The 12,460-nt window shown below is 50.4% G+C and carries 13 protein-coding genes; all 13 read left to right on the plus strand.

Annotated features, from left to right (window positions below):
- Positions 1-377: 377 nt before the first annotated feature.
- The 13 genes from Q8M98_01665 to Q8M98_01725 all read left to right on the plus strand — a co-directional run bounded on the left by Q8M98_01665 (position 378) and on the right by Q8M98_01725 (position 12,412).
- On the plus strand, positions 378-1,541 hold the full coding sequence (locus Q8M98_01665) for a DNA adenine methylase (protein ID MDP3113460.1): 1,164 nt from the start codon (positions 378-380) through the stop codon (positions 1,539-1,541).
- 207 nt (positions 1,542-1,748) lie between these two features.
- Positions 1,749-2,861 (plus strand): ATP-binding protein, encoded by a 1,113-nt coding sequence (locus Q8M98_01670; GenBank protein ID MDP3113461.1) that lies wholly within the window; start codon positions 1,749-1,751, stop codon positions 2,859-2,861.
- A gap of 66 nt (positions 2,862-2,927) precedes the next feature.
- On the plus strand, positions 2,928-3,125 hold the full coding sequence (rpmB, locus tag Q8M98_01675; GenBank protein ID MDP3113462.1) for a 50S ribosomal protein L28: 198 nt from the start codon (positions 2,928-2,930) through the stop codon (positions 3,123-3,125).
- A gap of 167 nt (positions 3,126-3,292) precedes the next feature.
- Positions 3,293-4,279: a MoxR family ATPase gene (locus Q8M98_01680; protein ID MDP3113463.1), complete on the plus strand. Its 987-nt coding sequence runs from the start codon at positions 3,293-3,295 to the stop codon at positions 4,277-4,279.
- Positions 4,280-4,286: 7 nt separating this feature from the next.
- The gene (locus Q8M98_01685; GenBank protein MDP3113464.1) at positions 4,287-5,183 is read left to right on the plus strand and encodes a DUF58 domain-containing protein; all 897 of its coding nucleotides are present in this window, start codon (positions 4,287-4,289) and stop codon (positions 5,181-5,183) included.
- Complete coding sequence (locus Q8M98_01690; GenBank protein ID MDP3113465.1) at positions 5,180-6,106, plus strand: hypothetical protein; 927 nt, start codon at positions 5,180-5,182, stop codon at positions 6,104-6,106. The genes Q8M98_01685 and Q8M98_01690 overlap by 4 nt, the downstream gene beginning before the upstream one ends.
- The gene (locus tag Q8M98_01695; GenBank protein ID MDP3113466.1) at positions 6,090-7,085 is read left to right on the plus strand and encodes a VWA domain-containing protein; all 996 of its coding nucleotides are present in this window, start codon (positions 6,090-6,092) and stop codon (positions 7,083-7,085) included. The genes Q8M98_01690 and Q8M98_01695 overlap by 17 nt, the downstream gene beginning before the upstream one ends.
- A 4-nt stretch (positions 7,086-7,089) precedes the next feature.
- A complete protein-coding gene (locus tag Q8M98_01700) occupies positions 7,090-8,064 on the plus strand; it encodes a VWA domain-containing protein (protein MDP3113467.1) in 975 nt (324 codons plus the stop codon).
- Positions 8,061-8,663 carry a tetratricopeptide repeat protein gene (locus tag Q8M98_01705; GenBank protein MDP3113468.1) on the plus strand — a complete coding sequence of 201 codons (603 nt, stop codon included), beginning with the start codon at positions 8,061-8,063 and terminating at the stop codon, positions 8,661-8,663. Before Q8M98_01700 ends, Q8M98_01705 begins: the two co-directional genes overlap by 4 nt.
- On the plus strand, positions 8,654-10,435 hold the full coding sequence (locus Q8M98_01710; protein MDP3113469.1) for a BatD family protein: 1,782 nt from the start codon (positions 8,654-8,656) through the stop codon (positions 10,433-10,435). Before Q8M98_01705 ends, Q8M98_01710 begins: the two co-directional genes overlap by 10 nt.
- Entirely contained in the window at positions 10,432-11,193 is a 762-nt protein-coding gene (locus Q8M98_01715) for a tetratricopeptide repeat protein (GenBank protein ID MDP3113470.1), read from the plus strand. The genes Q8M98_01710 and Q8M98_01715 overlap by 4 nt, the downstream gene beginning before the upstream one ends.
- 235 nt (positions 11,194-11,428) lie before the next feature.
- Positions 11,429-11,959 carry a lipocalin family protein gene (locus Q8M98_01720; protein ID MDP3113471.1) on the plus strand — a complete coding sequence of 177 codons (531 nt, stop codon included), beginning with the start codon at positions 11,429-11,431 and terminating at the stop codon, positions 11,957-11,959.
- Between the two features lie 96 nt (positions 11,960-12,055).
- Positions 12,056-12,412, plus strand: coding sequence for a hypothetical protein (locus Q8M98_01725; GenBank protein MDP3113472.1), 357 nt, complete (start codon positions 12,056-12,058; stop codon positions 12,410-12,412).
- Positions 12,413-12,460 lie beyond the last annotated feature (48 nt).

Genomic DNA, 12,460 nt, shown 5'->3' on the forward strand with positions numbered 1-12,460 from the left:
GGCAGACAAAATCTACTCCCTGCTGAACGTCAAAGTCTTCAAAAATCAAATCATCTCTAAACACAGAGTTTAGTGCCTAACTGAAAAATGACTGTCATATATACCAATAACTTAGTCCCTAAAATGCGAAACTTGGGTTAATAATGACTACATCTTTGAAGTGAGGTACGGAGGCAAAACGGCCAACGCCTTACAAAGAGGTCTTTGGACTCATACAGTAAAAGCAAAGAATTACTTTACAAGTGTAACAAGTGGCTGGATCGATTATTCACACAACTTGATGTTGGTAAAATTGTTTTCCCATGCCTTACTTTCAACAATCCATGGACATGAAGAAGCACTTAAACCCCTAATAAATGACATAAAGCAGCAGTTACGTGAAACCAAGCACTAAAATAGCAGAAGAAACCTACTATCAGGCGTTAATTACTGATGATTACGTATATGATATTCCTTTTACTGAAAGCATAAAGTACATTGGTTCAAAATTAAACCTAATCCCCCAAATTTATAATATTGTGTATCCTTTAAAGCCCATGGTTATTTTTGATGGCTTTTCCGGTTCTACACGAGTTTCGCAGGCGTTTGCACGTTTGGGATATAAAGTAATTTCCAATGATGTTGCAACCTGGTCTAAAATTTTGGCCAAATGCTATTTAAAAGCTGAAGAAACCCATAGCTACTACAATGAAATTCTGAGGGAGTTAAACTCCCTTGAGAGTAAAAAAGGGTGGTTTTCAGAACATTATGGTGGTTACGACAATGATGGTTCGGCAATTCATGCTGATGGATTGAAGAAACCATTCCAGATGCATAACACTATGAAGTTGGATGCTATAAGGGAAAGAATTGATGCTTTGAAACTATCTGAAGTGGATAAGGCAGTCGCTATAACCAGTTTGTTGTTGGCTCTTGATTCCGTTGATAGCACAGTGGGGCATTTCTCTTCATATTTATCAAGGTGGTCAGCCAGATCTTACAATGCACTGACGCTTAAGGTGCCTGCTTTGATACGTTCGGGCATATCTCATGATATCTACCAGCAGGATGTATTCTCAGTTATTCCTTCAGTTAATTGCGATTTAGCATACTTTGATCCTCCCTATGGATCTAACAACGAAAAAATGCCACCCTCGAGAGTTAGGTATTCTGCTTATTACCACTTATGGACGACAGTGTGCAATAATGACCAACCAGATATATTCGGGAAAGCAATGCGCAGGAAGGATTCTTCTGATACTGTTAATCCTTCGCTCTTTGAAGAATTTCGCAAGGATACAGCAGGTGTGTATATAGCTGTTAACGCAATAGAGAAATTAACACAGCGAACTCGAGCTCATTATATCCTTTTGTCCTACAGTTCTGGAGGTAGAGCCACTTTCGAAGCTTTACATGAAGTCATAAGCAGAAATGGTAAATTGATTCGGGTAGAGAGTATCAATTACAAAAAGACTGTAATGGCTAATATGACATGGACAAACGACTGGGTTGAACAAGATACCAGTGATCATCATGAGTATCTTTTTTTAATCGAAAAATAACCAGCACCATGCGCTCTTCCATAGTGCAAATACAAGTAAACAATTACCTGATGCTAATCCTCCCTAATTAAGCCATTTACCACTCTCTCTCCATATTTCAATAACGGGGGATGTGATACATTCAAGAAAATCGTTGACAAAGCATAGGAACAAAATTTACATGCTCTGAAGAGTTTAAATTCCATCCTGATCAAGGGAGATGAGAAGATGATAGAAGAAAAACCGAGCAGCAGTGGCATTTTTTGTGGTCTGAGCGAAACTGAAGTGAATAACTTTGCCAAGGATCTGAAGCGGATCTGGTATCTGAAAGGCGATCCCATCATCATGGAAAACACCGAAGGCAACAACTTTTATTATATATGTCGTGGCAAGGTGGAGATCAACAAGGGATTGGACAACGCGGAGACTCCATTTGCGCAGCTTTCAGTGCTGTACCCGGGAGATTTTTTTGGCGAGATGAGTATCATCAACGATGAGCCGCGTTCCGCCACCGCGATTGCGCTTGAAGACGTGGAACTGCTTGAGATTCCGAGAGATATATTTGTAAATATCTCGTTTACGCATCCAATCGTGATGTTCAATCTGATCCGAACGATCTCCTGTCGCTTGCGCGATACCAACGACAAATTTGTGGAATTGATGAATCAGATGATCAGTAAAAACCGTCTGATGGCGATCGGCATGGCGGCGAGCAAGATCATTCACGATATCAAGACTCCGCTTACCGTGACTGTTTTGACCGCGCAACTGATCGAAAGCATGTATCCCGAGAGCAAGGAGTTTACGGATAGCATCATCAAACAATCCAAAATGGTGGATCAGATGGTGCGCGAGATTCTCGATTTTGCCAAAGGAACCGAGACCCCGCCGTTGGTGCAGAAAGTGGATATGGACATGTATTTCAAGGAATTGAAGGAAACTTACGGCACTTCGTTGAAGGGACGTCAGATCGATTTTATCATCGAAAACAAGGTGAAGGAGTTGGTGCATTTTGATGAAGGCAAGATCCGCCGCGTGATTCTTAATCTGCTGAAAAACAGCTCCGAGGCGCTCACCGAGACCGGAGAGATCAAGATCATCGCCAGCTTGTCCTCAAACTGGCTGCAGATCAGCCTGATCGACAACGGACCGGGAATCCCTGAGCCGATTCAAGCCGACCTTTTCAAGCCTTTTATCACTCTCGGCAAAAGCCACGGCACGGGTCTGGGATTGGCGATCTGCAAAAAACTCGTGCAGGAGCATCGGGGACGCCTGGAATATATCCCGGTGCAGCCTCACGGATCGCGTTTTGATATCCGCATCCCGCAGAATGTGAAATAAATGCTTGTCAAAATATGGGCTTTGAATTCTTTGGCACAATCTAATGAATTTTATGGACGGTGAATCATGTCAAGAATATGCGATATCTGTGGAAAAGGACCCCAGGTCGGCAATCATCGCAGCCATGCGATGAACGCGACCAAGCGTCGTTTCTACCCGAACCTTCATCAGATTCGCGCCTTCATCGGTAGCGAAATCAAGAAGGTAAAAATATGCAGCTCCTGCCTCAAGGCAAATAAGGTGCGCAAAGCGGTCGATCTCTAAAGATTGATCGGCTGCCACCGCATAGCTAAAATGCTATATGAAAAACGGATAAAGTCAGCTTTGTCAGATGAAATCGGGAATAGAGTGTTTCGACACGATTCCCGATTTTGCTATGTTACCCAAATAGCTAATAACCAGATTAACACCATATATTACAGGGGGTTATCGTGCAGATAGAAGAAATACACCGCCGCGTGCTGGATAGCTCGGCAGTGCTGGATGAAGTCAGATTTGAGATCGGCAAAGTGATCGTTGGTCAGGAAGCCATCATTCGCAGGCTTTTGATCGGAATCCTCTCGGGAGGGCACGTCCTCATCGAAGGCGTCCCCGGGCTTGCCAAAACCTTGATCATCAGCACTTTGGCAAAGGTCTTCGATGCCAGTTTCCACCGCATTCAATTCACGCCGGATCTCTTGCCGGCAGATATCACCGGCACGCTGATCTACAATCAGAAAAGCGGGGAATTCAGCCCCAAGCGTGGTCCGGTTTTTGCCAATTTTGTTCTCGCAGATGAGATCAACCGTGCGCCTTCGAAAGTGCAATCCGCGCTGTTGGAGGCGATGCAGGAACATCAGGTCACGATCGGCGACACCACTTATCCGCTGCCGGAACCATTCTTTGTGATGGCGACCCAGAATCCGATCGAACAGGAAGGCACCTATCCCTTGCCGGAAGCGCAGATCGACCGCTTTTTGCTCAAGCTCAAGATCAAATATCCCAGCTTTGACGAAGAACGCATGATCCTCGACCGCATGGTCTCGGATGAAGATATTCCGGTGCGCCGCGTTCTGCGCAAAGAAGCCCTCAGTCAGATGCGGGACGTGATCAAAGACATCTTTATGGAAGACAAACTCAAGGACTATATCCTGCATTTGATTCAGGCGACCCGGCACCCGGAAAGATATCCGCGCATCTCTGCGATGAATGGATTGATCCAATATGGCGCCTCGCCGCGCGCCACCATCTATATGGCTCGCGCTGCCAAAGCACACGCCTATCTGGAACACCGCGGCTATGTGTTGCCGGACGATATCAAAGCCATCGGCAGAGACGTCCTGCGCCATCGCATCATCCTTTCCTATGAAGCCGAAGCGGAACAGGTCAATACCGAAGACATCATCAACCGGATATTCGACGAAATAGAAGTCCCATAAGAAACCGATGCTTACGCAGACTCCTGCCGATATCATCAAACGCATTCGCAAGATCGAGATTCGCACCAAAAACATTGTACGCGAGATTTTCCGCGGAGAATATCATTCCAGTTTCAAGGGACAGGGACTGGAATTTGCCGAAGTGCGAGAATATCAGGCGGGAGATAATTACCGGGATATAGACTGGAACGTTTCCGCCCGGCTGGGCTTGCCTTATATCAAGAAATATCAGGAAACGCGCGAACTCAATATCGTCTTTGTGGTGGATGTTTCCGCTTCGCAGGATTTTGGCACGCGGGTGATGCTCAAAAAAGAACGGCTGGCGGAGATCGTGGCGGTGCTTTCCTTTTCAGCGCTATCAAATGACGATAAAGTGGGTTTGATCATGTATTCCTCCGAGCCGGAGAAATATCTGCCGCCACGCAAAGGACGCAACAAAGCTCTCGAGATCCTGCGGGACATCCTCTATCTGGAGCCAAAGCATCTGCGCACCTCGCTGGCAGGAGCTTTTGACTATGCCAGCCGCATCCTGAAAAAGCGCTCCGTGGTCTTTATCCTTTCGGACTTTTTGGATGAAAACTATGAGAAACAGCTCAGGTTGCTGGCTCAAAAGCACGACGTCATCGCTTTGCAGGTGCTGGATGATGCCGAGATCGAGCTTCCGGACGCCGGAGTGCTCAATCTCACCGATCCCGAAAGCGGCTTTGATCTCTATATCAATACCTCTCTGCCTTCGCTGCGCAAGAGCTATGCCGCTCAGGTGAAACTGCGGCAGGAAAAGCTGGCAGCCACTCTCAAACAGATGAAGATCGACCACCTTTTGATCCGCAACACGGATTCCTATGTGGACGCGCTGCGGGATTTCTTTGAAAAGCGCAAACGCCAGATCCGGGGGCGCAGATGAAACGGCGCTATGTGTTTGTGCTGATGCTGCTTGCGTGCGGGCTGGCTTTCGCTGCGCTCACGCAGAGCCTGGAAAACGCGGATGAACTCAGCGTGGGGGATCGTTTCTTCTTCAATGTCCGGGCGGATTTTGCCATCAACCGGGTGATCGTTCCGGACACCTTGACCAATTTTGCCGTGATTGCCAATGAACGGATCACACAGAACGCTCCCCAACCCTGGATCAAGCTCACCATCGTTCCTTTGCTGCCCGGCTGGCACAGCTTTCCATCGTTGCAGGTCGAGCCGGTGCGTCCGGATGGAAACAAGTATTATACCGATCGTTTCCGGGTGAATATCATCCCTGTTCGTGCCGAAGGCGACACACTATTGGTGGATATCAAACCGCCGGAAAGATATCCCTGGCAGCTTCCCGTATGGGTCTATGGACTCTTGCTGCTGGCGGCTCTGCTCATCGCTTTCTGCATCCTGATGCTCAGCCTCAAAAAAGCCGCAACTCAAGAGAAACCGCAGGCTCCTGCCAAAGCCGAGGCACCCAAAGCAAAGGATCCGGATTGGAAGATGGCGCTGGCCAGCCTGGAGGATCTGCTCAAAGCGGGATTGATCGAATCCAACGAATACGCAAGGCATCACTATTATCTGAGCCTCATCCTGCGCGCTTTTCTGGAAAATAGATATCACATCCCCGCTCTGGAAATGACCACCACGGAGATTCGCGGGCTTTTGCATCGTTACCGATTGCCGGTGGAAGCTGAAATGATGGGCTGGCTGCGCTATTGCGATCAGGTCAAATTTGCCAGATACATCCCTTCCCCGGAGGAAACCGGCTCCGCGCATGAATGGCTGCGGGCATATCTGACCGGCTTTGAGATCATTGACTCGCTGGAACGAAACAAAGGAGGCGGCGGTGCTGCGTCTGGCTGAGCCCTTCTGGCTGCTGGCTTTGCTGCTCGTGCCTTTGCAGCTCTGGCTCCAGCTCGTCTGGCAGGACAGGAAAAAGCCCCGGCTGCCATTTTCCAGGCTTGCCATCCTGGCAAGTATCTCCGGAAGCTCGGATCGCTGGCGCTATTTTTATCCGGCGCTACGCAGCCTCATCCTGGTGTGTCTGATCCTGGCTTTGGCACAACCACGCTGGGGCAGAGGCGTGCGTGATATGCAACAAAAGGGAGTGGACATCGTGCTGGCGATCGACATCAGCGGATCGATGCTGGCGGCGGATTTTGCACCCAATAACCGGCTCGGCGCTGCCAAAGCTGTGGCGATAAACTTTGTCAAAAACCGTCCCAACGACAGGTTCGGACTGGTCGCTTTCTCCGAATACGCGCTCACCCAGAGTCCGCTCACTTTCGATCAAAACGCGATGCTCAGCCAGCTGCAAAGCTTGCGGGTAAACGAAACCGCCTCCGCCACTGCGATCGGCATGGGGCTTGCCAAAGCGGTTTCACGCCTCAAAGATAGCAGCGCCAAGAGCAAGATCATCATCCTGATCACAGATGGCGTCAGCAACACCGGCGAGATCGATCCCATCAGTGCCGCCGGGATGGCAAAGAGCTATGGCATCCGCGTCTATCCGATCGGTGTCGGCAGCACCGGTTATGTGGATTTTCCTTTCACCGATCCGCTGTTTGGCACCCGCTATCAGAAGCTCCTGATCGAGCTGGATATGCAGACTCTGGATCGCATCGCCGCCATCACAGGCACCTCGCAAGCCTCGCTGGCAACGGATACCGCCCAGCTGCAAAACGTCATGGATCAGATCGACCGCCTCGAAAAGACGCAGTTCAATCTCCAGATCAGGTATATCTGGGACGAACGCTTCATGTTCTTTCTCTGGCTCGCCTTCGCGCTCCTGCTTTTTGAGATATTGATGAAACTCTATATCCAGCCTGTGCTGCCGGAGTGACGCCATGAATCTCTATAACCTGCACTATCTTTTTCTCCTGATCCTGCTGATCCCGCTGCTGCTCATGCTCTTTCAGCGCGCGCGGCGAAACTTGAAACGCTTTGCCAGATACGCGGACGAGCAGTTTCACGCTCATTATCTGGGCGCTGTATCTCCATTTTATGCCACGCTCAAAAGCGTGTTGATGATCCTGGCGCTGGCAGCTGTCATCCTGGCATTGGTGCGTCCGCAGTGGGATTATGAAAGCCGGGAACTGCAATCACAGGGCTTGGACATCATCATCTGCCTGGATATATCCAAGAGCATGGACGCCGCGGATTTGTTGCCATCGCGTCTGCAACGTGCCAAATTGCAGATCCAGAGCTTCATCGATCGCTTGAGTGGAGACCGGTTGGGCATCGTTGCTTTTGCCGGAGTCCCTACTTTGGAATGTCCGCTCACGGATGATTATGAAAGCGTGAAGATGGTGCTGCGCAGCCTGGAAACATCCTCCGCGGTGAAGCTGGGCACAGATATCGGCGCCGCTCTGGAAATGGCGGAAAGAGCTTTTGACGCTTCCGGCGGCAGCAATGTGCTCATCCTGATCTCGGACGGAGAGGATCTGGAACGCAGAGCGATCCAGTCTGCCGCGAGGCTTGGCTCAGCCGGCATCAATATCTATACCATGGGCGTAGGTTCCGAAGGTGGTGCACGCGTCTATGATCCTGTCACCGGCGAGGAAGCCATCTCCACTCCTGATCTTCAGACCCTGCAACTGATCGCGGAAAAAGGCGGAGGCAAGTTCTTTGCCGTGACGCCTTCGCAAAACGAGATCGACCTGCTCCTGGAAAGCATCTATACCCTCGAAAAAGGCAATATACGGGGCAGCCGTTTCAACACGCTCAAAGAGCAATTTCACCTGTTTGCCTCCTTCGCGTTGTTGCTTTTGATGATCGAAAGCCTGATCCTGCCCCTCAAACGCAAAAGGAAAAGCCCATGACGATGAAGACGCGCCAGACCCTCAAGACGGCTCTCATCGTCCTGTTGGCGCTGATCCTGCTTTTCTTTGCCTTTGAACTGCTCTGGCGCAGGGATCCGATCCGGCAGAGCTTTGCCGAGCTTTTTTGGAAAAGGGGAAACCTGGATCTCGCTCAAAGGATCTGGCAAAGCGGCATCGATCCCCATGATGGCGATCCCATCCCAGAAAGCGGCATGGGCAAGACACACTATCGTGCGGGAGATCACAGCGAAGCGGAACGCTATTATGACCAGGCGCTCAAGGAAAAACCAGACCAGGCGGGCATCCTCTATGACCTCGGCAACGCCAATTATCGCAACGAAAAGCTGGATAAGGCCCTCTACCATTACAAATCCGCCATGCTGATCGATCCGAATGATCAGGATGCCAAATCAAACTATGAGCTGGTGCTCATGCGCCAGGGTTATAAGCCTCCCAAAGAAGAGCAGGAGCCGGAACCGGAGCAAAAGCACGAACAACAGGAATATGAAAACATCCTCAACGCGCTGGATCAAAAGGAATCCTATGACCGGCAAAGAGAACGCCCGCAGGATCCTTCCGGAGGACAAAGATGGTGGTGAGCGCGCGCCGGATCTGTCTCTGCCTCATCGCTTTACTGAGCATGTCATGGAGCTTTGCCCATGCTCAGGAGACCAGGGTGATGGCTTCGGTCAACAAATACACCATCCAGCAAAGCGAACCGCTGCAATATACCCTCAAGATCATCAGTTCGGAGCGGATCAACGTCTCCGAACCACAGGCACCGGTGGTGGAGGGTCTGCGCTTTCAAAACATGGTGAGCAGCTCATCCTCATCCACCTCTATCGTCAATTTTAAGGCTCGCACAGAGTATTCCCGCAGCTATACCTATATCTATTATCCGAGGCGCACAGGCAAGATGACGATCCCGGGCGTTTCGCTCAAGATTGGTGCTACCAGCTATGCCACCCAGGCGATCAATATCGAGGTGGTGGAGGATAGAATCGCGCCGGCACAGCCAGCTCCGCCACGCAGCGCTTTTGATCCTTTTGGTATGTTTGGCGAGGAAGATGAGTATCGCCGTGATGGCAAGACGCTGTTGCTTTGTCTGCCGGAATCACAGGATGTCTTTCGCGGAGAACCTGCGATCGTGTCCTACTATCTTTATACCAATCAAAACGTTCGCTCTTTCAATCTGGAAAGCGAGCGGGATTTTGACGGCTATGGCAAGGCACCCTTTGAACAGCCGACCGTGCTGAATTATGAGGACGTCCAGTATCAGGGCGAACGCTTCAAACGCGCTCTGCTCAAACGCATAGCACTATTCCCACAGCGCAGCGGACAGCTTCGCGCGCCTCAGATGTCCGGCACCATGCGGCTTTATGATTTTGGCTATTCCAGCCGTAGTATCCAATCCACCATCGCCACTATCAATGTCAAGAATCCGCCTGTCGGAGCGCCATCCACATATACCGGAGCGATCGGATCCTTTCAGGTCAGCGAGAGCTATTCCACCGGCGAGATCAATCTGGGCGACGCTATCACCTACACTTTGCAGATCCGTGGCAGGGGTAACTATAACCAATTCACCGCGCCGGCCTATCCCAAAAACAAATCCTATCAAGTCTCATCACCTCAGGCGCAGGACAAGCTCAAGGCGGGAATCGATGGCAGCAGAACGATCCAATATACCATCATCATGCAGGAAACGGGGGAGATCACGTTGCCGGGCATTGATTTTAGCTGGCTGGATGCCGAAAGCGGAAGCTATCAGAGTTTCAGATCCTCACCACGCACGGTGAAAGTGAAGCCATCCAATGTGCTTTCCTATTTCTCGGACTTTTTGGCATCAGATAAAAAGCTGCAAATGAATCCACTTATCGAGCTGGAATCCTATCCTTCCCACCGGGTGTTCTTTTCCTCGATCTGGTATTGGGCGATCGTGGCCTTGATCCTTGTTTCGCTGCTGGTTTCCGCGCTTATCGCCTATGAAAGAAACCTGCATCTGCTGAATCCCGAGCGCTTTAAAGAAAAAAGCTCCGCCCGGATCCTGAGCCGTTATCTGCATGAATCAAGCGCTGCGGCACAAAGTGGATCGGTCGAATTTTATCCTTTGGCGGAAACGGGCTTGCTGCGCTATCTGGCTCAGAAATATAGGATTTCCACAGGGCTTACCACTGCCGAATTGGTGGAAGAGCTGGCCAGCACGGACTTGCCGGGAGATCTGCTTGCCGAATTGACCGCTTTTCTGGATACCTGCCACGAGGCGAGATTCATGCCCGGCGGAGCACGCAAGGAAGCCATCGCGACCGATCTGGCCAGGCTGCATAGCCTGATCACCAAACTGGGCAAACTCCGCAAGGGGAAGAAATGAAACACCTGTTGGCGCTCGTCCTGATCCTGCTATTCGGCGCTTTGCTGTTGGCGGAAAACACGATCAGCAGTTCGATCCCGGATAGCGATGAGAGCGGCGGACATCAAAAGACCTTGGAACTGCTCCTGCAAAATGCGGACAGTGGCAGCGTCAATGCCGATCTGTATTACAACATCGGGGTCTGCTATTATCAGCTTGGCAATGCCGGCAAATCCGCGCTTTATTATCTGCGCGCCTTGAATCTGGATTCCTCGCATCGCATGGCGAGGGAGAATCTGGAGTATCTGCAAAACCTGCATGGCGATGAGCATCGAGCTCCGCAGCGGCTCTTTTTGATCATGATCTCGGAGCGGATCTACAACTGGATGTCATTGAACCGTCTGGCTTTGCTCTGCCTGCTCTTTTTGCTGCTCAGCGCGGCGTGTCTGCACTGGCTGATGCATTATCCTCACGACAAGGAAAAAGGCTTGCCCATCCTGCTGCTTTTGATCTCTGTGCTGCTGCTGATCCTGTTAATCGTCCTCAGCATCTATAAACACCGGCGCGTGACAAACAACCCCATGGCGGTGATCATGAGCCCTTCCGCGCAAGGCTATTCCACTCCCGGCGAGGAAAAAGCACCGCTGTTTTCCCTGCGGGAAGGCTTCATCCTGCATGTGGCCAGAAGCGAAAAAGGTTACAGCCTGGTGCATCTTCCCGATGGACTCAGCGGCTGGGTGCATAACAGCGATCTTGAAAGAGTGTTGCCGCTCAAGTGAGCCCCAAAGGGCTTTCTGAAGGCTCTCCCATTCATCACATCCGCCCGCTTCGAGCCATCATCGAGCCATAAAGCCATAAATGGCTTCATCGCCGCTATTGCCTGCTGTCATGATTGGCCCGATCTTTGAGGGAGATACCTCAAATAGCTGGTGCCAAGCAGAGAGAATGGAATAGATTGTAATAGAAAGACATCAAAACCCCCAAAAAGAAAACGGATATATAGAAGGTAACACTATGAATCACATCATGTTGATCATCGCGATCATGACTCTGAGCCTGATGCCGCTCATGGCAAAGCCCGCGCCGGTGACCACGGTCAAAAGCGTGGATATGAACCGCTATCTGGGGCTCTGGTATCAGTTTGCCTATTTCCCCAATGGCTTTCAGCCCAAGGATTGCGGGCTCACCACCGCACACTATTCAATGGGTAAAAAGAACAAGATCGTGGTGCTGAACACTTGCTATGCCGATGCTGAAGGCAAGACCATCAAAAGGAAAGCCACCGGAAAAGCCTACGCTGTGGATGCCAGCAATTCCAAGCTCAAGGTCAGCTTTTTCTGGCCCTTCAAAGGAGATTACTGGATCGTGATGCTGGATGAAGCGGGCTACCAATACGCCGTGGTGAGCGATCCCGGCCGCAAATATCTGTGGATCCTGACCCGCCAACGCAATCTGGACAAAGCCACCTATCAAAAGATCGAGAGCTTTCTGCGAACAGGTGGATGGGACTTGAACAAATTGGAGATGACCGGCAAGCTGATCTGAACAAAGATTTTGGAGCGGGCGTTTTTTGTTGACACGATTCCGATGCTGAATTGACGTGTCTGAAAGTGCAGAATATTCGGCATAGGAAGAGCTTATATGCGTAAAAAATGGAAAATACTCATTGGCGCGGCGGTCGTGATCATCTTGATCGGCACCCTGGGAAGGAAGTGCGTAAAGGTGGGATCTACGATTCCCGCCGGGAGCGAAGAGTCCCAAACCCACACTGTGGCGCGCGGTCAGATCCTTTCCCAGATCGAGATCACCGGCGAGGTGCAACCTCAGACCCTTGTTTCCATCAAGAGCAAGGTTTCCGGCAAGATCGTCAAGTTTTATCTTTTTCAGAAGCAAGGGTGGCTTATCGAGACTGTTCAAAAACCATCACCATTCTACGCTGCTTTACCAGAGCACTTGGAGAATAAGTGGTCTAAGTGCTTCCATTTTACATTTTCTTGACAGATTTGGGAGATGTTCAGATTGGCAATCAGCGATTGCTCATGCATG

The sequence above is a fragment of the Candidatus Cloacimonadaceae bacterium genome, from assembly GCA_030693415.1.
GTDB lineage: Bacteria > Cloacimonadota > Cloacimonadia > Cloacimonadales > Cloacimonadaceae > JAUYAR01.